The following is a 20,673-nucleotide window of genomic DNA, read 5'->3' as shown; positions in this document are numbered from 1 at the left end:
GATCTAAACCTTGTTCCCTAAGGCTTTTTTGGTGTAATAAAGATTTTCAGGATGACCTCATAATTCCAATTTGTGCGGTGTTATGGTATGGTGGATCATTGATATCCATATCAAATCCTGTATATTGTTCAGCAAAAAGCCGGTCATCACTGTGGTGAATGTTCCGGCACGCATTCACATCTTTTTGGAGATTGTCATAATGGCAGATCCCATTCGCGTAGCGGTCACTGGTGCCGCTGGTCAAATCGCCTACTCACTGTTGTTCCGTATCGCTTCGGGTCAGGTCTTTGGCGCAGATCGTCAAGTTGAATTAAGCTTGCTAGAAATTCCTCAAGCCATGGGTGCCCTGGAAGGGGTGATCATGGAGCTGCACGATTGTGCATTCCCAACCTTGGGTAAAGTTGAGGCTTTTGACGACCCTGCCAAAGCGTTTGATGGTGTGAACTGGTGCTTGATGGTCGGTTCCCGTCCTCGTGGCCCTGGTATGGAACGTGGCGACCTGATCAAAATTAATGGTCCTATCTTTGTGAGCCAAGGCCAAGGTCTGAACAAGGCTGCGGACGATGTGCGGGCTGTGGTGGTGGGTAACCCCTGCAACACCAACTGTATGATCGCTGCGCATAACAGTGATGTTCCCAGTGATCGTTTTTCCGCCATGATGCGCCTTGATCAAAACCGCGCCATGCACTTGCTGGCTGAAAAGGCGGGTGTTGAAGTTAAAGAGGTTAGCAATATGGTTATTTGGGGTAACCACTCCAATAATCAGGTGCCTGACTTTGAATATGCACAAATTGGTGGTAAGCCTGTGCCAGAGGTTATTACAGACAAAGCATGGCTTGAGAATGAGTTTATGCCCATTGTTCAAAACCGTGGTGCGGCCATCATTAAAGCACGTGGTGCTTCCAGCGCGGCCTCAGCAGCCAATGCTGCGATTGATCATGTCAAAGCCTTGATCAACCCCACCCCTGCGGGCGAGAGCTTCTGTAATGCAGTTATGGCCAATGGTGCCTATGGTGTGGACGACGGCTTGATCGCTGGTTTGCCTTTGACCTCTAAAGGTGACGGTAATTGGGATGTGGTTGAGAATGTACCCATGAGCCCCTTCATCAAAGCTAAATTTGACAATGTTCTTGATGAACTGCGTCGTGAGCGTGAGATGGTTAAGGATCTGCTTCCTGGCTAAAGCACGTTGCGGGCTTTCTACTGGTCCGTAAATATGAAATAATGAACGCGCCGCTGGTTGCTCCTGTCATAAGGAGTATACTGCGGCGCGTTTTTTTATGGGCTGTATGGTAACGACATGGTGGCTAGCCCACCTTATCTTTATATAGGTGTCCGCATGAAGTATGTGGTGTTTCTTGGTGATGGTATGAGTGATGATCCCATTGCCGCTTTAGATGGCCAAACCCCTTTAATGGTGGCCAAAACCCCCAATTTAGATCGTATGGTTAAAGAGGGGGTTGGTGGCTGGAGTCGTAACACACCGGATGGCTTTGAGCCCGGTAGTGATGTGGCCAACCTTGGGGTCTTAGGGTATGACGTAAGAGAGAGTTACAGCGGGCGCTCTCCCCTGGAAGCCGCTGCTATGGGGGTTGAGCTGCGTGATGGTGATGTGGCCTTCCGCTGTAATATGGTCTCTTTGTCCAGTGATTATCGCATCATGGCTGATTTTTCAGCGGGGCATATTACCAGTGAAGAGGCTGCTGAACTCATTAAAACTCTGGATGAAAAGTTGGGTAGTTCAGCGTTTGAGTTCCACCCTGGTGTCAGCTATCGGCATCTGTTGGTGTGGCGGGGTGGGCGGGTAGACCTAAAGTGCCGCCCCCCTCATGATATCTCTGATAAGGAAATCGCCGATCATCTACCTTCTGGGCCGGATGCGGACCCCATCCGCGCTTTGATGATGGATTCCCGTGAGATTCTTGCGGATCACCCCGTCAATAAAAAGCGCGAGGCGGAAGGTAAGGCTCCAGCCAATAGTATATGGTTGTGGGGGCACGGCTACCGCCCGCAGTTGGCACATTTTAAAGATCGCTTTGGTAAAAGTGGTGCCATGATTACGGCTGTGGATCTTATGCGCGGTATCGCCAACTGTATCGATTTTGAAAATATTGTGGTGCCTGGTGCAACGGGTTGGATCGATACCGACTATGTGGGAAAAGCCAACGCCTGTATGGATGCCCTAAAGCGGCATGATCTGGTCTTTGTGCATGTCGAGTCTCCGGATGAGTCTGGCCATGCGGGCCGTATGGATTATAAAATCCAGGCGATTGAAGACTTTGACGCCAAAATTGTTGGGCCTGTACTGACCTATCTTGAAGCTCAAGGGGCCTACCGGGCCGTGGCTTTGCCAGATCATCCCACACCTGTGGATACCAAGACCCATAATATGAACCCTGTTCCCTTTGCGATGTGTGGGACGGGCATTAAGCCGGATGAGAATAGGGCCTATGATGAGAACCTGCTGGAAAAAGGTAGTGTCTCTTATGATCCGGGTATTGATATGATGGCTGATATGCTCCGTTCGTAATACGCATAAAAAGCTGGCCCTTAAGTGTTAGGGTCGGTTTTTTTATGCCAAGCTTGCACGGATAAAAAAAGCCCTTGGGCATATACCCAAGGGCTTTTAAATACAGCAGTCGCGCCGTTAAAACGCCACTCCCCTAAGGGAGGGTCAAGCTTAGGCAGCGATTTTACGCTCGCGGATCTGACGGGCCACCTTACGCATGGAAGGGGTCAGTTCAGAAGGCAAGGTCTTGAGCAGGTAGTTGTCCAAACCACCCGCATTGTCCACAGAGCGCAGGGCGCTGGTGGAAATGGTGACTTTGACAGACTGACCTAGAGCCATGCTCCAAAGTGCTTTGGTCTGAATGTTAGGCATCCACTTCCGACGGGTTTTGCGTTGGGAGTGGGAGACTTTGTTACCAGCTTGGGGGGCTTTGCCACCCAGAGTTTTTTTACGTGCCACGGCGCGGCTCCTTCTATGTGTCGACTTGATCAAGTCAAGATTCATCCTTATCAGGAAGCGCGAAATTATATATAAAGGAAGGGTGCATGACAAGCACGGAATGTGGCAAAGAGGTATCAAAACAGTGAAATGGCCAAAAAAAATGGCCAAACACTGGGGTGTAGCCGCAATGCCCAACGGCATAAAAGGAAAGATGCGATGTCAGAAGTGCCTAAAAAGAAGAGTGTTTCTCAGTTGATGGCGCAATATCCTGGATTGGAGGATGCTTTGGCAAAGCGAGGGATCGAATGTGCCTGCTGTCTTGCATCCCAGGTGGATACCTTGAGTGATGTGGTGCGTATGTACAACATTAACGCTCAAGATTTGCTGCAAGAGGTAGATGGATTAAGTGCTGAAGAGGCTGGTTTGCCGCTCTAAAAAAAAGAAAATAAGCCTTAAGAGCCGGGAATTGCCGTAAAAAAGGGCCTTTGACGCAACGTTTTTTGGGTCCGAATGACTAAAAAAGAGAGAGAGTAGATTAAGGGTTTGCAAAAAATGGTCGAAACAGAGAAGGAGGGCCAATGGAAAAGAGCCTACTTCTCATGGATGAAACCGGTGTGTGGTTTAATCGCCACAGCACCAACAGACCCTGCGATTGGTACATACCGTGAAAAAACATCGGTTGAAAACGATTAGTGCAATCAGTTCCCTGGTAGTGTTGGGACTGGTGGGATGCACCTGGGCTGTGGAAGGGGGTCTCTCCCAGTCTGATGCCGCAGGCGCACCCGACAAGATAAAAAAAGCCGTACATTACTATACCCCAGAAGAGCGTTTGGCGAATATGACGGCCAGTTACAGCTTTTTGGTGGGGCATATGATGCTGCGTGACCATAATTGGAAAGGGGCTGAAACAGCCTTTACCAGTGTGGTGGATAGTGACCCGACCGCGTTAGAGTCGCGTGTGATGGTGGCCCGTCTGGCCATGCAACGCAGTGATTTCAAAAAAGCGCTGATCCATGCCCGCAAGGTTGTTGATCAAGCCCCCAATCATGAACTGGCCCGAAGCACCCTGGCGCGTATTCTACGCGCACTTAAACGCTATCCTGAAGCTGTTGTGCAGTATGAGTCGATCCTAAAGCAGGATGCTAACAAGAGTGGTGTACGGCTGGTTTTAGCACAACTGCTGGGGCGGGTAGGGCGTGCAGCAGAGTCGTCCGCTGTGGTTGAAGAGCTCTTTGCCCACCCTCTTATGGGGTGGCGGGCAGAGCTGGCCGTTGGGCGTGCTTGGTTACACCAAAAAGATCTAAACCAGGCCCTTGTTTCATTTACACGTGCCCGTGATCTGGCCCCAGAACAGCTGGAGCCCACGTTGGCATTGGGCTCTGTGCTACAAGATCTGAAAAAGAGTCAAGAAGCAGAGACCATTTACCGGGCCTATCTTGAGGAGCACCCTGGCAGTCAAGTGGTGCATACCCGTCTTGGTCGCTTGCTGTTAAATGTGGATGACCGAGAGGGGGCTCTGGCGGTTTTTACCAATCTTCAAAAATTGGCGCCAAGCAGTGTGCAGGCTCACCTGAGTAGTGCCTTTATACTGCTCTCTCAAGAGCGCTTTGAAGAAGCCTTGGAGGCCTTGCGCCTTGCCGAGGTGCAGCAGCCGGATAACCCGAGCATTCGCTACTATCTGGGGCAGGCGTTGGAGTCTCTTAAGCGGGATGACGAGGCCGTTATTGAGTATGCAAAGGTGCAGCCCGGCCAAACGTTCTATCCAGAATCACAGATTCGTGTGGCTTATCTGCAATCGGATCTAGGCCGTGAGATGGAAGGGGTGCAGATTGTTGAAAATCTGCACAAGTCCCATCCTAAGCGTGTGGATGTAATGTTGGCGCTTAATTTTCTGCAGCTGCAGACAGATCAGTATGAAAAAGTGATCGTGACAACCCGCGCAGGGTTGTTGTTGGATCCCGATGAGTCCCGTTTTCTCTTCAACCGAGCCATGGCCTACGACAAACTGGGGCGGTGGAAGGCTGCTGAAGCCGACTTGGAAGCCTATATCAAGGTTAATCCCAACGATGCCCACGCCCTCAACTATCTGGGGTATACCTGGGCAGACCGGAATGAAAACTTGGAGGACTCCCTTCGGCTGCTGAAGAAGGCGGCCAAACTGGCACCGGGTGATGGCTTTATTACCGATAGCCTGGGTTGGGTGTTGTTCCGTATGAATCGCTTGGATGAGTCGGTTCACACCATGCGGGAGGCCGTGCGCCTACAGCCGGATGATGCTACCATCGTGGAACATCTTGGGGATGTGCTCAAAGCTGTCGGACGCAATAAAGAAGCCGCCAACTTTTGGAAAAAATCCCTGAAGATCAATCCGGATAACGACAAACTCAAGGAGAAGTTACGCCATTTGAAGCTGCCTTGATGGGGCGAGCATGGCGGTAACGCCAGGGTTACTCATGTTGAAAAAGTTGGTTGTGCCTTTGGGCGGGATCCCGTTGTGGATCCCGCTTTTGTCTATCATGCTTGGGTTAAGTGGCTGTGCCTCCAAGCCTTCAACGCTTTTAGAGAGCGAAAGTCTGCGGTGGCACGCGTTTGATCAAGCGCGTAATTGGCAGATTCGCCTCAGAAATTCGGTACGTGGTCCCTGGCGGGTTGATGGGGTGATGCGTATGGAAAATGCCACAGAAGGACGCAGCAGCCGAGTGCGTATCCAAGGGGATGGCCTGCAGCGTATGCGTTTGCAAGCCTATGGGCCTTTCCGGCAATTGGCGATGGAGGTGTGGGTGAGTGCGCTGTGGCTGGAGCGGGTGTTGCCTGACCGGCTTGAAGTGGAGCGGGTGCCTGCTAACCGCGATGGTATGGCCCACTTTACAGGCTTAGAAATTCCCCCTCAACATCTTGTCCGCATGCTGTTGGGGTTGACCTCCTTAGAGAGTCATTGGAGCTGGCAGAAGATTGATGGAAATTACTGGCTGCAGGGTAAAGGCAGTGACCGGATCCGAATTGCCCCAGAGGATGGGCGCCCCCTTGAACGCTGGGGTATGGTGCGTCCTGGTTTACCCTTCCATGTGCGTTACCAGTGGGATGATGATGCGCAGCCGCGTCAACATTTGACCCCTGACCGTATCGAAGTAAGGGTGGGTGAGAGTAGTCGCTTAAGCTTGTCGGCTAAACGTTGGCGCTTGGGTGGTAAGCCGGGTCCCGTATCTTGGCGTGTTGCCTACCCCAAAACAGTCTTTAAAGAGTTTTGGCCGCTTAAGCAGGAGTAAAGCATGTCCCCTACGGTTGTTTATGAGGCCCCTGCTAAGCTGAACCTGACGTTACGTGTGGTGGGGCGTCGGGCCGATGGTTATCATTTGTTAGAGACCGTTATGGTCTATTTTCCGCTGTATGATCTGCTTACCTTTGAGCTTTTGGACCATGATCGCATCGAACTTACATGCACACCGGCCGTGACCGCAGAGATGTCTGAAAATCTGGTCTATCAGGCTGCACAGCTTTTAAAAACGCGGTATGGGGTCAGGCAAGGGGTGCGTATTCATGTGCAGAAGCATATTCCCCATGGGGCAGGGCTGGGTGGGGGGTCTTCAGATTGTGCAACCACTCTGTTGGCCTTGAACCAGCTGTGGCAGTTGGGGGTAGACAACCCCACATTACGTGACATTGGGGTTGGTCTAGGTGCGGATGTGCCTATTTTCCTTTTTCAGCAGGCCGCTTTAGCGGAGGGCATTGGTGAGCAACTCACGCCCATCAAAAGTTTACCAGACTGGCATGTGGTGATTGTAAACCCAGGTTTAGAGCTCTCTACGGTTGAGGTGTTCAAGGCCCACGCGGCCCATGTGCAAGGGGTCTATTCGACCCCTGGTGCTGCCCAGCAGTGGGCCCAGCAGGGTATTGAGCGGGTTGAGCAGCTTGAAAATGATCTGCAGACGGTGGCCATGGCACTTTGTCCGGAAGTCGGGACCGTGTTGGATGCTTTGACAGGGGTTGGGGCCAGTGGCGTATGTATGTCGGGTAGTGGTGCGACCTGTTTTGGGGTGTTTGACAGTAAGGTGAAGGCGCTTGAGGCTCAAAAGAATCTTCAAGACAAATATGCCCAGTGGGTTGTAATTGAAGGTGGAATTCAAGTTGAACACGTTCTTTACGGTCGGGTTTAACAAGAAAATGTGAGTCATTTTCAAAAAGAAGATTGCATTTGTGTGACAGAGCGATATAATGACGTCCGTTTCCAAAATGGAAAGCTTAGAAACGTATTTGATGGGTCGTCGCCAAGCGGTAAGGCACCGGATTTTGATTCCGGCATTCCCAGGTTCGAATCCTGGCGACCCAGCCATTTAAGACAGGAGTGTCACCGGTATACTGGGGCACTCTTTTCTTTTTCTGGGCGGTAGCTGTTCGGTTGGGTACTGAACAGTATTTCCAGCTTCCTCTTCCGGTGAGTTCTCATGAGCCTCCATCAGAAAATGCGTATTTTCTCTGGCACTTCCAATCCTGAGTTGGCAGAACGTATCTCCGACTATCTGGGTACGACCTTAGGGGAGGTGACCGTTCGTCGTTTCTCTGATGGTGAAATCTTTGTCCAGATTGATGAGAATGTTCGTGGTCGGGATGTCTTTATCGTGCAACCGACATCCGCCCCAACCAATGCCAATTTGATGGAGCTGTTGATCATGGTGGATGCTCTCCGCCGTGCATCAGCTGGGCACATCACGGCAGTGATCCCTTATTACGGCTATGCACGTCAAGATCGTAAAGAGGCTGGGCGTACACCCATCACCGCCAAATTGGTTGCGGACTTGTTGGAAGCCGCTGGTGTTGAGCGCACGCTGACGCTGGATCTTCACGCAGGTCAGATCCAAGGCTTCTTTAATATGCCGGTGGACAACCTGTACGCTTCTCCTGTTTTGCTGGAGGCTATCCGCAATAAAGGCTTGGCGGATGTGGTTGTGGTCTCGCCAGATGTGGGTGGTGTGGTCCGTGCCCGTGGCTATGCCAAACGCTTAAATGTGGAACTGGCCATTATCGATAAACGGCGCCCTGCACCGAACGTGGCTGAGATTCACCACATCATTGGTGACATTGAAGGCAAAGATTGTCTAATTGTGGATGATATGGTGGATACCGCCGGTACCATGTGTGCGGCGGCCAATGCGTTGTTGGCCCAAGGTGCAAACTCGGTTCATGCTGCTTGTACCCACGGTGTACTATCTGGGCCAGCCATTGAGCGTATTGAGAAATCAGCCATCAGCAACTTTATGATTACCGATACCATCCGCCTCTCAGAGCGTGGACGGGAGTGTGACAAGATTGAAGTGCACACGGTGGCTAATCTGCTGGGTGAAGCAATTCGACGTATCTCGGATGCCGAATCGGTCAGCTCTCTATTTGTTTAATCTCAGCATCACACGATGCTGTTTGTGGGTTTTATCAAGGGCTTTTCGACACCCCTGGAGGTCGACTGTCGCGTGATAAAACGATGTACCATTTTGAAGAATAAGGAAAAGAACAATGGCAAAATTTGATACCGTGACGCGTGAAGGGCTCGGCAAGGGGGTGGCCCGTAAGCTGCGTCAACAGGGCCGTATTCCTGCTGTGCTTTATGGAGCTGGCAAAGAGAACGTGAACCTGGATATGGAACTGAACTCGTTCAGTGTGTCCATCGCCGGTTTAGGTGCAACCCTGTTCATTACCCCCCATGAGCTGAGCATTGACGGCAACGTTGAGAAGGTTCTGGTCCGTGGTATTCAGCGTCACCCTGTGACCGATATGCCTGAGCATGTTGACTTCCTGCGTCTGGATGCCGACAAGCTGATCATGGTTCGTGTACCTGTGCATGTGGTTAATGAGATTGATGCACCTGGCCTGAAGCGTGGTGGTATCATCCAGATCGTTCGTCACGAGCTGGAAATTCAGTGTAAAGCCGGTAACATTCCTACCCAGATTCAGGTGGACTGCTCTGCACTGGATATCGGTAGATCGGTACACATTGATGATATCGATCTGCCTGAGGGTTCCAGAGTCTTCACCGATGTTAACTTCACCGTGGTTGCGATGGTGGGTGTTAAAGGTGAAGAAGTTGCTTCAGAAGATGATGCCGAAGAAGAGAGTGAAGAGGCCTAATCTCTTTATCTGTTCGACGGTTGAAGTGATCAAAGGGGCGGGGGGCGTATTTGCGCTCCCCGTTCTGCTGTTTGGGGAGGTATGGTCATGGCCATCCTATTGGTTGGTTTGGGCAACCCTGGTGATAAATACCGTGATACCCGGCATAATTTGGGCTGGGATGCCATAGATATTATCCGTGATGATTATCCGTTAAGCTCAGCCAGCTCCCGCTTTAAGGGGCGGTTTGGTTCTGGGGTTGTGAATGGCGAGAAGGTCTATTGGCTCATGCCGGAAACCTACATGAACCTTTCGGGTGAATCGGTGGGCGAGGCTGCGCGGTATTATAATATTGAACCTGCCCAGGTTGTTGTCTTCCACGATGATATGGATCTTGCCTTGGGTAAGATTAAAATGAAGGTGGGGGGCGGCCATGGCGGGCACAATGGCTTAAAGTCAATCCAGCAGCATCTTGGAACGGCAGACTTTGTGCGGATTCGCTTGGGTATCGGACGTCCGCCCGCCAAGTGGGACCCGGCTAAATATGTGCTGGCCCACTTTACCAAAGAGGAACGGGATGGTGTTATGCCTGTTCTACAGGCGTTGTCGCGGCACTGTTTGGCCTCTTTTCAAGCGGGCAATCTGCCAGATGCGATGAACCGTCTGGCTCGAGCCATCAACCCTGCGCATCCGCCCAAAGAGAAAAAGAAAAAGCCCGTAAAGCCCGAAGGGGATGAGGCTACAAAAGAGCTGGCCACACCTAAAAAAGAGCTTTCAGCACTGGCTCAGGCTTTTGAAAAAGCCAAGGATGGGGTTGAGTAATCTATTTTGGTGAGGGGGTGCCTCGCTTGGATGGTTGTGGTGTTGACCACGTCTAATCCGTCTACCTATATCACCATAGGGGCTATGCGTGCCCTGGTTTGAACCGAATGGGCGGTCGGTATCACCGCCATGGCTAAGTCACGGTTAAGCGGCTTAGACCACGCCGTGTCAGCAGGTACGCTGTTGGCACCTAGAACCGCTCTGGCTGATGGAGATCTTCTACCAGAGGTTCTAGATCGTGGAGAGAAAACTATTCTCTCAAACACCCTTAAATCTTCTCACTCGTTCACTGTACGAGATAAGGATATTAACATGGCTCTGCAATGCGGCATCGTCGGTCTACCCAACGTTGGTAAATCCACCACCTTCAACGCGCTCACTGCTGCTGGAGCCGAATCGGCCAACTATCCGTTTTGCACCATTGAGCCCAATGTTGGGGTGGTGGTTATTCCTGACCCTCGTTTGGATGCTCTGGCAAAGATTGTAAACCCCCAAAAAGTACTGCCCACCACCATGGAGTTTTTGGATATTGCTGGCTTGGTGGAAGGGGCCAGTAAAGGGGAGGGGCTGGGTAACCAGTTTTTAGGTCACATCCGCCAAGTGGATGCGATTGTGCATTTGGTCCGCTGTTTTGAAGATGATGATATCACCCATGTGGCCGACTCGATCGATCCGCTTAGGGATATTGAGATTATTGATACCGAGCTGATTTTGGCAGATATGACCACGGCTGAAAAACGTTATGCCACGGTCATTAAAAAAGCCAAAAGTGGTGAAAAAGAGGCCAAAATTCAAGCCGCTGCACTTGAAAAAGTGATGGCGGGCTTTAATGATGGCAAAGCCATGCGTAGCTTGGATTTAAGCAAAGAAGAGCAAGCCACCCTGGCAGAGCTCTTCTTCCTAACCAATAAGCCGGTGCTTTACCTTTGCAATGTCTCTGAAGATCTGGTGGCCGATGCTCAGACAGCGGGTCAGCACCCTTTGGTGGATAGGGTGCGTGAGCATGCGCAAGATGAAGCTGCGGAAGTGGTGGCGCTGTGTGGATCCATTGAAGCTGAAATTGCTGAGCTTGAGGGTGAAGAAAAGTCGGCATTTTTGGAGGACCTGGGGCTGGAAGAGTCAGGCTTAGATCGTTTGATCCGTGGTGCTTACAAACTCTTAGGGTTGCAAACCTATTTTACAGCAGGGGTTAAAGAGGTGCGGGCCTGGACTGTGAAAAATGGGGCGACTGCACCAGAGGCGGCTGGAGTGATTCACACCGACTTCCAAAAAGGTTTTATCCGTGCGGAAGTGACCAGTTATGATGACTTTATCAGCTGTAATGGTGAAGCTGGGGCCAAAGAAAAAGGCAAATTGCGTTTGGAAGGTAAAGAGTACCGGGTGTCGGATGGGGATGTGATGCATTTCCGCTTTAATGTTTAATAATCTGATGTTCACACAAAAAAACCCGCCAGTCAGGCGGGTTTTTTTGTGGATGCTTTAAGCGATTTACTCACGCCCTAAGGAGCGGATGAGTTTGGGATTTTCATCCAACCAGCGTAAACGTCGGAGAAAAGGCTCAGGATCTTTGCGAGTGACCTGATCTCCTGGACGGGGAAAATGAAAATCTCGCATGCGGGTTAAGGTAAAGCGTAGGGCTGCCGCACGCATGGCCATCGGTAGTATTGCCAACTCTTCAGGATCAATAGGGCGTGCTTCTGCATAACCACGCCAGACCTCTTTGAGCATCTTAGGCAGAGGTTCGCCGGTTTCATCAAAGCCCCAAGCACAGAGCGTGATCGCCAGATCATAAATCCAGGGAAGGGTGCAGGCATAATGAAAATCAATGGCGCCGGTCAGTACTTCACCATCAAAAAGTGTGTTATCTGGAAAAAGATCGGCATGACCAATACCCATAGGCAGCGTTTTATGGCAAAATAGAACCGTTTCACTCTCATTTAAGGTTTTTTGTAGGAGCGTTTGTATCTCCTGATCTTGTGTCAGTAGAGGCGTGAGCTGACTTAAAATCGCGCCCCATTCCGGTGGGCCTAAGGGGTTTTGTCGTGGATAATCAAAACTCTGAGCGCTATGGTGCAGTCGTGCTAATAAGCGGCCTACCTGCCAAGCTTGTCCGGGTGTCGGGGCTTCAGGTGAAGAGCCATCCAAAAAGCTGACCAGGGTGGTGGGGAGTGCTTTGAGGGTGTGCAGAATTTGGCCGTTGTGATCGGCAATGGGTAAAGGGCAGGGCAGGCCACGTTCCCGGCAGTGCGCCAATAAAGCTAACATCCAAGGAAGGTAGTCACTCTGGCCGCTCTCTACCAAGGTAAGAATGTAGATGCCTCGGCTGGTAGTAAGACGGTAGTTGGTGTTGACGACCCCTTCACTGATGCCTTCCAGGTTTAAAGGGTCACCAATATCATGGCGTGCCAAAAATGGGGTGAGTTCCGCCAGATCAATGGTGGTGTATACCGACATGCTAAATCCCCCCTGATAAAGGTATTTCTAGACGCCTTTGTTGTTTTTTGAAGTTTGGCGTCTTATGGTCATTCAGGTATGACATGAAGGACCAAAACTGTCATGGCATTTTCATGGGATTTCCGTTCGATCCCTACCCGCAGCTTAGGGTAAACTGAAGGTGTGTTTAAACCTAAAAAATCGACCTTAGCTAAGGAAAAGGTGAACTGACACCCAGCCTGAAAGGTCTTTAAGCAGTAGGGTAACCCATTTGAGGAGGTTAGCATGTCCAGTGCCCATGTTCATGAAAAACCGAAATATCCGGTTCTTGTTGCTCTGACAGGTGCCTCTGGTGCCATCTATGGTTTGCGTTTGATTGAACGGTTGCTTGCCGAAGGGCAGCGGGTCAATGTGGTTATTACCCGTGCCGCTCAGGATGTGATTACTCATGAGGTTGGGTTGGAGCTTAGAGAGGAAAATGCCGATCTTCAAGCTCGGTTGGATGCTCACTTTCCCAATGCGGGTGGCCGACTGAAATATTTGCGGCGTGATGATTGGTTTTGCCCTGAGGTATCCGGTTCTTCAGGTAACCGCCCCATGGTGATCTGCCCTTGCTCTATGGGAACCTTGGCCGCGATTGCCAACGGTTTATCGGATAATGTCATTGAGCGGGCCGCCGATGTGGCATTAAAAGAGCGACGTAAACTCATTTTGGTACCCCGTGAGACGCCTCTGTCGGAAATTCATCTGGAAAACATGCTCAAGCTTACCCGTATGGGGGCGGTGATGATGCCCGCCATGCCTGGCTTTTACCATGGCGTTCAGAGTGTGGATGATATGGTGGATTTTATAGTGGCGCGTATTATGGATCATCTTGGTGTGCCCATGCGCCAGACCCCCCGTTGGGGCGGTTAAAAACTTTTTGGGCGTGGGGTTGGGGATGGTTTGTTACCATTGTTTCCAATCCGCCTTTGGTGTCGTGCCTGTAGCTGTCGTACACTTGCGCGGCGACGAGTAACAACTGTTTGGTTAATCAGCTGTCGAGGTATCATGGACAGAGTCGAAGTTCTTGCACCGGCTGGTAATCTTCCTTCGCTTAAAGCGGCGGTAGATGCTGGAGCCGATGCCGTTTATTTTGGTTTTCGCAACGCAACCAATGCGCGAAACTTTGAAGGCCTTAACTTCAGTGAAGAAGAGGCCATTGAAGGTATTGAGTATTGTGATAAGCGCGGTGCTAAAGCCAATGTGGTGCTTAATACCTACCCTCAGATCGAAAACCCCAGAGAGTGGTATGAGACGGTGGATATGGCGGCCAAGCATGGCGCTAATGCACTGATTGTTGCCAATATGGCGCTGCTCAAGTATGCCCATGAGACCTACCCAGACTTGGCTTTGCATCTGTCGGTACAGGCCTCAGCCAGTAATTATGAAGCCGTCAATTTCTATAAAAAGCACTTTGATATCAAGCGGGTTATCTTACCCCGTGTGCTCACTGTGCCGGAAATTGTCGCCTTGAAAGAAAAGACAGATGTGGAGCTTGAGGTCTTTGCTTTTGGTGGTTTGTGTGTCATGGCCGAAGGGCGTTGTTATCTCTCCTCTTATGTGACGGGTGTCTCACCCAACATTGAGGGGGTCTGCTCACCGGCTAGGCATGTGCAGTTTGAAAATCAAGGCGATAAGCTGCAAACCCGACTCAATGATGTGCTCATTGCTGAGTATGATGAAGGGGAGGAGGCAGCCTATCCGACCATTTGCAAAGGGCGCTTTGAAGCCAACGACCAGATCTACCATGTGATGGAAGAGCCAAGCTCTCTTAATATCCTGGAGATGTTGCCTGAGGTGATTGAAGCAGGTGTGGCCAGCTTAAAAATTGAAGGCCGGCAGCGCACCAAATCCTATGTTTCGACGGTGACTAAAACCATGCGTCAAGCGGTGGATGCCTATTACGCCAATCCGGATCGTTTCCGGGCCAAGGGCAGTTGGCTGCGTACACTTAACCAAACCTCAGAGGGCGCTACCCATACCCTGGGTACCTATCAGGAGAACTGGCAGTAATGAAACTCTCCATTGGACCGGTGCTGTTTGATTGGGGCAAAAACGGCTTCCGCGATTTTTATAAAAAGATGGCCTTTGAAACCGAGGCCGATATTCTCTACATCGGTGAGGTGGTCTGCTCCAAGCGCTACAACCTTACCCCAGATGAAATGGTGAAATTGGCTGAAGAGTTAAAATCTTCAGGCAAAGAGTTGGTCTTCTCAACCTTGGGTTTGGTGATGAACGAGCCTGAGCAACAGGCTCTGCGGGATATTGTCGCGGCATGTAAGGATCTGGGTATCCGCTACGAGGCCAACGATATGGCGGCCTTCTATGTAGGGGAAGGGCAACCTGCGGTGGCGGGGCCACACATCACCACCTATAATCCAGAATCGGCCGATTTTCTCACCACCATTGGTGTGGACCGTATTGTCATGCCTGTGGAACTCTCCATGGATACCGTTGCGATGATGATTCGCAAAAGTAGTGTTCCTGCTGAGTATGAGCTGTTTGCTTACGGTAAAATTCCACTGACTTTCTCGGCCCGCTGTTATACCTCTCGTGCGTATAACCTGCCAAAATCCAACTGTCAGTATAAGTGTGGTGATTTTGCCGATGGTATGGTGATGCGTACCCAGGAAGGCAAGCCTCTGTTGACGGTAAATGGTATTCAAACCATGTCGGATAAAGTATTCAACGTGGTCGATGAGATGGATGCCATGGCAAGTGGGGGGGTTGATATCGCCCGTTTATCTCCGCAAAGTAAAAACATGGTGGAAGTTGTGGCATTGTGGAAACAGGCCTCAGAGGGTAAGATCTCTGGCCAAGAAGCCCGGACCAAATTGATTGACATGAATAACGGTCAGGATTTCTGTAATGGTTATTTCCACGGTCGGGCGGGTCTCGATTTTGTAGATGCCAGTATGGTGCAGTCTGAACAGTTGGCTTGATCGGCTCCAGGAGAGAGACTATGCAGTTGGATAACGCTTTTATTGATCGTATTGCTCAAAACGTTTTGGGTGTGGTCTCTTCGGTTGGGGAAACCCGTGAGGAGATGATCCGCAAAGTGCGTGAAGTGGTACGTGAGGGCGTAGAGCATTTTGATCTGGTTACCCGTGATGAGTTTGAAGTGGCACGGAAGATGGCCGCCAATGCCCGTATTCAGCTTGATGCCTTGGAAGCGCGGGTAGAAGAGCTGGAAAAAAAACTAAATAGTGAAAGCTCAGACGAGTCTTAACGCTCTGATAAAACTCAAGAGCTTTTAATCTTGATCGAAAGCGCCCGGTTTTTTTAGCCGGGCGCTTTTTTGTGGGAATGACAGGCATTTGTCAGATGTCTATAATGCATGCATGGTTTTAGGGCGGTGTCCCTTACAGAAATCTGGATGTTGATTGGGCAAGGATAGGAGAGGTTCCATGAGAAAAGCCTACGTGGCTGGTCAGTGGCTTGAGACCGATAAAACACTGGATGTCATCAATCCCTATAACAATGAAGTGGTGGATCGTGTCGCTCAGTGTGGCCCCAATGAAATCGATCGTGCTCTAGATGCCGCGGTGGATGCATTGGAAGAAACCAGCCGTATGCAGCCATACGAGCGGGCGGCGTGTCTGGCAAAAATTCGAGATGGTATTGAGGCACGTGCCGATGAATTCGCCAGGGTACTGAGTCAGGAAAATGGTAAGACGCTTCCTGAGTCCAAGTTGGAAGTTGCCCGTGCTGTGGCCACCTTTGACATTGCGGTGGGTGAAGCTACGCGGATCTATGGGGAATCCTACGATCTGGGCATTAATGCCATGGGGGCCGGGCGTCGTGCCATGGTGCGTAAGTATCCCATTGGCGTCGTCTCAGCCATTGCCCCTTTTAATTTTCCGATGAATCTAGCGGTTCATAAAATTGCCCCCGCTTTGGCGGTTGGCTGCCCCGTTGTTTTAAAACCAGCTTCCATGACCCCCATCACAGCACTGATGATGGCTGAGGTGATTGAACAATCGGGCTGGCCGCTGAAAGCTTTTTCTGTGGTGCCGTGTAACCGTGCGGCAGGTCAGATGTTGGTGGAGGATGAGCGCATCAAATTGCTCTCGTTTACGGGCTCACCCGAGGTGGGTTGGAAAATGAAAGCAGAAGCGGGCAAGAAAAAAGTGGTGCTGGAGCTGGGGGGTAATGCTGGGCTGATCATTGATCATAATATTAAGGATTGGGACCATCTCATCCAACGTTCTGTCCTGGGGGCATTTTATCAATGCGGTCAGGTGTGTATCTCTGTGCAGCGTATTTTTGTGCATCAGGATGTCATGGGTGAATTCCGTGCACGCTTTAAAAAGGCAGCAGAAGCGTTGGTTTCTGGCGATCCCTTAGATGCCGCAACAACGTTAGGTCCTGTGATTGACCGTGCCAATGTTGAGCGTCTGCAAGAGTGGGTTAAGGAGGCCTTGGACCAAGGTGCTGAGCTGGTTTCGGGCAACACGGTTGCTGCAGTTGGGGCGGGTAACTCTATGTCCGCAACCATCTTGGAGGAGGTCGATCAGGGGTGTCGCGTCAATGCCGATGAAGCTTTTGGCCCTGTTGTGACCTTAACCCCCGTGCAGAGTATGGAAGAGGCTTTTCACCTGGTGAACAACTCTCGCTTTGGTCTGCAATGTGGCCTGTTTACACAGGACTTTGATACGGTGATTAAGGCGTTGGATGAGTTGGAGGTTGGCGGCATTATTCATAACGATGTCCCCAGTTTCCGGGTCGACAATATGCCCTATGGTGGTGTGAAGGACTCTGGGCTTGGGCGTGAAGGGGTTAAATACGCGATGGAAGATATGTTAGAGCCCCGTGTTCTGGTCTATAACGCGGGTTAGTTGTCGCGTTGGGACTTAAGTATAAAGGCCACTCCCACAAGGGGTGGCCTTTTTTATGGTCCGGCTGAACATGACCGGTGGTGAAGCAAGCGCATCACATTTTTCTGGGTATGTGATACGTTGGGTGTTTATTTCATGTTGGGTGAATCGTTCTGTGGGTGTCGCGGATGCGTAGGGGTGGGCAGCTTGTAAGCACAAGGGTCATGGTGTGACTCTGTTGGGATATCCGTAACTGTGTCAATCTCTGTGGTTCATTTTAGTATTTGTTGATTATTAAGGATCATTACCGTGTTTATTCCATTTTGTCTTCAATATGCCTTAGGCCAATCATGTTAGCGCGGGTACATAGCATCGCCTTAGAAGGGGTGTCTGCCCGGCCTGTTGAGGTAGAGGTGGACCTCTCTAATGGTTTGCCTTCCTTAAATATGGTGGGTTTGCCTGAAGGCGCTGTGCGTGAAGCCAAAGATCGCGTGCGTGCGGCGTTAAAAAATGGTGGTTGGCAGATCCCCGCCAAGCGCATCACCATTAACTTGGCCCCCGCAAATTTGCCCAAAAGTGGTTCGCTGTACGATCTGCCCATGGCTATGGGGTTGCTGGCCTCGATGGGAGGGGTGGATGGGGAAGCACTCAAACAGACTCTGTTGTTGGGAGAGCTTGCGCTGGATGGGCGGGTTAAACCGGTTCCGGGTTGTATGCCTGCAGCCCTTCTCGCCAGAGAGGCAGGTTATACACAGCTAATTGTACCTGCTGATAATGCGCAAGAGGCAGCGCTTGTGCTGGGGGTTACTGTTATTCCGGTGGAAAATCTGGCCCAGTTGGTTGCCCATCTTCGGGGAGAGCAGCCGCTTTCTGCCTATTACGTGGAACAAGACCCGTTGTCCGATGTACGCCATGAGCAGGCATCCATTGATTTTTCAGAAATTAAAGGTCAGGCGCATGCCAAACGGGCATTAGAAATTGTGGCGGCTGGCGGTCACAATATCTTAATGAGTGGTCCGCCTGGATCTGGTAAGTCCATGCTTGCGCGGGCCTTGATCTCCATATTGCCGCCATTGACGGTTGATGAAATGTTGGAGGTCTCTGCGGTCTATTCGGTATCAGGTCGCTTAGATCCCAATCAACCTTGGGTGGCGCATCGTCCTTTTCGGTCCCCCCATCACACGGCTTCATCGGTAGCGCTGGTTGGTGGAGGGGGGAACCCTAAGCCAGGAGAGGTGAGTTTAGCGCATCACGGTGTTCTGTTTTTGGATGAGTTGCCGGAGTATAAGCGAAATGTGCTAGAGGCGCTAAGAGAGCCTCTGGAGACAGGGGATGTCACCATTTCACGGGCTAGCCGTTCTGCGCACTTTCCTGCGCGTTTCCAGTTGGTCTGTGCGTGTAATCCCTGTCCGTGTGGCCACCTCGGGGATGGTCAAAACCGGTGTGCCTGTCGACCGGATGAAATTCAACGCTATCAAGGGCGGCTGTCTGGTCCGTTGTTGGATCGAATTGATCTACACTTGGAGGTGCCGGCAGTGGATTGGGAGACGCTTACAGAAGGGGAGGGGGGGGAAGGGTCGGATCTGGTCCGTCGTCGTGTGCTGGGGGCGCGTCAGCTTCAGTTAACGCGCAATGGGGCGGGAAATATCAATGCGGTTTTAACCGGTAGGCAGCTGGAATTCTTGGCGCCTCTGGATGAAGCGTGCCGGATGTTACTCTCCAATGCCGCGAAGCGCTTGGGTTTCTCAGCCCGTGCTTACCATCGTATTCAACGTCTGGCCAGGACCATTGCCGATCTTGAAGGTGAAAAACAGATCCTCCCTCAGCACTTGGCGGAGGCCATTCAATATCGGGTGACCATGAAAGATCGTGCCGCCAATCGGTAAATAATGAGGTGTATTGGCGCTAAGTTTCGGTGCTTTCAGGATGTTTTAGCTGTACCTTAGCTGTTAAAAGTGATATATCAACAAAATTGTTTCTATATCAACTTGTCTTAGGTCTAGGACGCAGTTTTCATGGTCAGTAATCTAGCCGGCATGCGCATTCGTCAATTACGTTCGCAACGTAAGCTTACCCAGCAAGCTTTGGCTGATATGGCAGAGATTCCTCGTGCCACTTTGGCCACGGTTGAAAAAGACGACGCAAATCCTTCTCTTGCTGTGGTGTATAAAATTGCCAGTGCGTTGGGTATGAGTATTGATCAGCTCCTGGTTACGGAAGAGGAGCGCATTCAAGTTGTGCCTGCACAGGAGATGCGTTGGATCGAGTCAGCGGACGGTCGTTATCGAGCTGTGGTGGTCTCTCCAGGTAATGCACTGCACTTTTTTCAGCAGATATTCGTTCTGCAGCCAGGGGCGCAGTATGAAGGACGGCCTCATCCACCGGGTAGTGAAGAGTACCTTCATATCCTTGAGGGTGAATTAGAGCTTGAGTTGGCTGGTGAGTGTAAAAAATTGGTCCCTGGAGATAGTGGTCGGTTTGGTGGAAATGTCTTTCATATGTACCGTAACCCAGGAAAGCAACCCGTGCGTTGTCTGGTTACTATATTAGAAGCCCCTGGAAAATAGGTTCTTTTTCAATTCTTTTCATTTTTTTCAAAAAAGCTTCATTTCATGCTTTGCATCCACAGCCTGTAGTGCTAACATCCTCCGACTTCCGCAACACAGTGTAGCGATAAGCCGGGTTGTTTTGCCGCAACATGGGGTGCGTCGCTGATAAAGTAAAAATTCTTTTGGATTTTTCTTGACACTGAGAAGTAGATAGAGGTATACATTTCGCCTCTACCAAATGGAGGGGTTCCCGAGTGGTCAAAGGGAGCAGACTGTAAATCTGCCGGCTCAGCCTTCGAAGGTTCAAATCCTTCCCCCTCCACCATTTTTTCTCTTGTTGCGCGGGAGTAGTTCAATGGTAGAACGTCAGCCTTCCAAGCTGATCATGGGGGTTCGATTCCCCTCTCCCGCTCCAACAGGGTGCTTTACTGGTTTGGTTAGTAACGTACTTTAAAGAGAGTGGACCCGTTTTGTTTTTTTCGTTTGTCGCAGGCGTCTCTTGCGCCCACGTAGCTCAGGGGTAGAGCACTTCCTTGGTAAGGAAGAGGTCACCGGTTCAATCCCGGTCGTGGGCTCCATTTTATAGAAGACACATACGCCTTCGGCTCAATGTACCAGCTTAAATTCCGGAGTATTCGGCATGGCTAAGGAAAAGTTTGAACGTACTAAGCCCCACGTCAACATCGGCACAATCGGCCACGTTGACCACGGTAAGACTACGCTGACTGCTGCGATCACTAAGGTGATGGCGGATGCAGGTCGCGCCGAGTTTCAGGCGTATGATCAGATTGATGGTGCCCCAGAAGAGCGCGAGCGTGGGATCACCATCGCAACAGCCCACGTTGAGTATGAGACAGAGAATCGTCACTACGCTCACGTTGACTGCCCTGGTCACGCTGACTATGTCAAGAACATGATCACCGGTGCCGCCCAGATGGACGGTGGTATCCTGGTTGTGAGTGCA

At 50.9% G+C, this 20,673-nt stretch carries 20 protein-coding genes and 4 tRNA genes; 22 read left to right on the top strand and 2 right to left on the bottom strand.

All coding sequences use genetic code 11. The features are described 5' to 3' along the window. The first annotated feature begins 199 nt into the window (after nucleotides 1-199). Nucleotides 200-1,183: a malate dehydrogenase gene (locus tag V5T57_RS11975; RefSeq protein WP_332891454.1), complete on the top strand. Its 984-nt coding sequence runs from the start codon at nucleotides 200-202 to the stop codon at nucleotides 1,181-1,183. 156 nt (nucleotides 1,184-1,339) lie between these two features. Continuing rightward, nucleotides 1,340-2,530 carry a cofactor-independent phosphoglycerate mutase gene (locus tag V5T57_RS11970; RefSeq protein ID WP_332891453.1) on the top strand — a complete coding sequence of 397 codons (1,191 nt, stop codon included), beginning with the start codon at nucleotides 1,340-1,342 and terminating at the stop codon, nucleotides 2,528-2,530. Nucleotides 2,531-2,680: 150 nt separating this feature from the next. Here V5T57_RS11970 and rpmB read toward each other — a convergent pair whose 3' ends face one another. Beyond that, nucleotides 2,681-2,968, bottom strand: a complete 288-nt coding sequence (gene rpmB, locus V5T57_RS11965; RefSeq protein WP_332891452.1) for a 50S ribosomal protein L28 — start codon at nucleotides 2,966-2,968, stop codon at nucleotides 2,681-2,683. Between the two features lie 198 nt (nucleotides 2,969-3,166). Between rpmB and V5T57_RS11960 the strand changes: the two genes are divergently transcribed. The 9 genes from V5T57_RS11960 to ychF all read left to right on the top strand — a co-directional run bounded on the left by V5T57_RS11960 (nucleotide 3,167) and on the right by ychF (nucleotide 11,290). After that, entirely contained in the window at nucleotides 3,167-3,385 is a 219-nt protein-coding gene (locus V5T57_RS11960; RefSeq protein WP_332891451.1) for a hypothetical protein, read from the top strand. Nucleotides 3,386-3,674: 289 nt separating this feature from the next. Continuing rightward, nucleotides 3,675-5,369, top strand: coding sequence for a tetratricopeptide repeat protein (locus V5T57_RS11955; RefSeq protein ID WP_332891450.1), 1,695 nt, complete (start codon nucleotides 3,675-3,677; stop codon nucleotides 5,367-5,369). Nucleotides 5,370-5,457: 88 nt separating this feature from the next. Continuing rightward, nucleotides 5,458-6,216 carry a hypothetical protein gene (locus V5T57_RS11950; protein ID WP_332891449.1) on the top strand — a complete coding sequence of 253 codons (759 nt, stop codon included), beginning with the start codon at nucleotides 5,458-5,460 and terminating at the stop codon, nucleotides 6,214-6,216. 3 nt (nucleotides 6,217-6,219) lie between these two features. Next, nucleotides 6,220-7,104, top strand: coding sequence for a 4-(cytidine 5'-diphospho)-2-C-methyl-D-erythritol kinase (locus V5T57_RS11945; RefSeq protein ID WP_332891448.1), 885 nt, complete (start codon nucleotides 6,220-6,222; stop codon nucleotides 7,102-7,104). 101 nt (nucleotides 7,105-7,205) lie between these two features. After that, nucleotides 7,206-7,280, top strand: a tRNA-Gln gene (locus V5T57_RS11940). 112 nt (nucleotides 7,281-7,392) lie between these two features. Further along, complete coding sequence (locus tag V5T57_RS11935) at nucleotides 7,393-8,340, top strand: ribose-phosphate pyrophosphokinase (protein ID WP_332891446.1); 948 nt, start codon at nucleotides 7,393-7,395, stop codon at nucleotides 8,338-8,340. A 115-nt stretch (nucleotides 8,341-8,455) separates the two neighbouring features. Beyond that, nucleotides 8,456-9,067 (top strand): 50S ribosomal protein L25/general stress protein Ctc, encoded by a 612-nt coding sequence (locus V5T57_RS11930; protein ID WP_332891445.1) that lies wholly within the window; start codon nucleotides 8,456-8,458, stop codon nucleotides 9,065-9,067. Nucleotides 9,068-9,154: 87 nt separating this feature from the next. Next, nucleotides 9,155-9,868 (top strand): aminoacyl-tRNA hydrolase, encoded by a 714-nt coding sequence (pth, locus tag V5T57_RS11925; protein ID WP_332891444.1) that lies wholly within the window; start codon nucleotides 9,155-9,157, stop codon nucleotides 9,866-9,868. Between the two features lie 312 nt (nucleotides 9,869-10,180). Continuing rightward, entirely contained in the window at nucleotides 10,181-11,290 is a 1,110-nt protein-coding gene (gene ychF, locus V5T57_RS11920) for a redox-regulated ATPase YchF (protein WP_332891519.1), read from the top strand. A gap of 66 nt (nucleotides 11,291-11,356) precedes the next feature. Here ychF and V5T57_RS11915 read toward each other — a convergent pair whose 3' ends face one another. Next, nucleotides 11,357-12,322 carry a homoserine kinase gene (locus V5T57_RS11915; protein WP_332891443.1) on the bottom strand — a complete coding sequence of 322 codons (966 nt, stop codon included), beginning with the start codon at nucleotides 12,320-12,322 and terminating at the stop codon, nucleotides 11,357-11,359. Nucleotides 12,323-12,586: 264 nt separating this feature from the next. Between V5T57_RS11915 and V5T57_RS11910 the strand changes: the two genes are divergently transcribed. The 11 genes from V5T57_RS11910 to V5T57_RS11860 all read left to right on the top strand — a co-directional run. Further along, nucleotides 12,587-13,216 carry a UbiX family flavin prenyltransferase gene (locus tag V5T57_RS11910; protein WP_332891442.1) on the top strand — a complete coding sequence of 210 codons (630 nt, stop codon included), beginning with the start codon at nucleotides 12,587-12,589 and terminating at the stop codon, nucleotides 13,214-13,216. A gap of 135 nt (nucleotides 13,217-13,351) precedes the next feature. Next, nucleotides 13,352-14,356, top strand: a complete 1,005-nt coding sequence (gene ubiU / locus V5T57_RS11905; RefSeq protein ID WP_332891441.1) for a ubiquinone anaerobic biosynthesis protein UbiU — start codon at nucleotides 13,352-13,354, stop codon at nucleotides 14,354-14,356. After that, nucleotides 14,356-15,285, top strand: coding sequence for a U32 family peptidase (locus V5T57_RS11900; protein ID WP_332891440.1), 930 nt, complete (start codon nucleotides 14,356-14,358; stop codon nucleotides 15,283-15,285). Before ubiU ends, V5T57_RS11900 begins: the two co-directional genes overlap by 1 nt. A 20-nt stretch (nucleotides 15,286-15,305) precedes the next feature. Further along, nucleotides 15,306-15,572, top strand: a complete 267-nt coding sequence (locus V5T57_RS11895) for an accessory factor UbiK family protein (protein ID WP_332891439.1) — start codon at nucleotides 15,306-15,308, stop codon at nucleotides 15,570-15,572. Nucleotides 15,573-15,750: 178 nt separating this feature from the next. Further along, nucleotides 15,751-17,181 (top strand): aldehyde dehydrogenase family protein, encoded by a 1,431-nt coding sequence (locus tag V5T57_RS11890; protein WP_332891438.1) that lies wholly within the window; start codon nucleotides 15,751-15,753, stop codon nucleotides 17,179-17,181. Between the two features lie 329 nt (nucleotides 17,182-17,510). Then, a complete protein-coding gene (locus V5T57_RS11885) occupies nucleotides 17,511-19,046 on the top strand; it encodes a YifB family Mg chelatase-like AAA ATPase (protein ID WP_332891437.1) in 1,536 nt (511 codons plus the stop codon). A gap of 129 nt (nucleotides 19,047-19,175) precedes the next feature. Further along, nucleotides 19,176-19,727: a helix-turn-helix domain-containing protein gene (locus V5T57_RS11880; RefSeq protein WP_332891436.1), complete on the top strand. Its 552-nt coding sequence runs from the start codon at nucleotides 19,176-19,178 to the stop codon at nucleotides 19,725-19,727. Between the two features lie 222 nt (nucleotides 19,728-19,949). Beyond that, nucleotides 19,950-20,034, top strand: a tRNA-Tyr gene (locus tag V5T57_RS11875). 16 nt (nucleotides 20,035-20,050) lie between these two features. Next, a tRNA-Gly gene (locus V5T57_RS11870) sits at nucleotides 20,051-20,124 on the top strand. An 88-nt stretch (nucleotides 20,125-20,212) separates the two neighbouring features. Next, nucleotides 20,213-20,287: transfer RNA gene (locus tag V5T57_RS11865), tRNA-Thr, on the top strand. 62 nt (nucleotides 20,288-20,349) lie between these two features. Continuing rightward, on the top strand, nucleotides 20,350-20,673 hold a 324-nt coding region (locus V5T57_RS11860; RefSeq protein ID WP_332891435.1), incomplete at its 3' end, for a GTP-binding protein.

The sequence above is a fragment of the Magnetococcus sp. PR-3 genome (assembly GCF_036689865.1).
Taxonomy (GTDB): domain Bacteria; phylum Pseudomonadota; class Magnetococcia; order Magnetococcales; family Magnetococcaceae; genus Magnetococcus.
The sequence above is the reverse complement of the archived record's forward strand: the minus strand, read 5'-3'. Positions and strand labels throughout refer to the sequence as shown.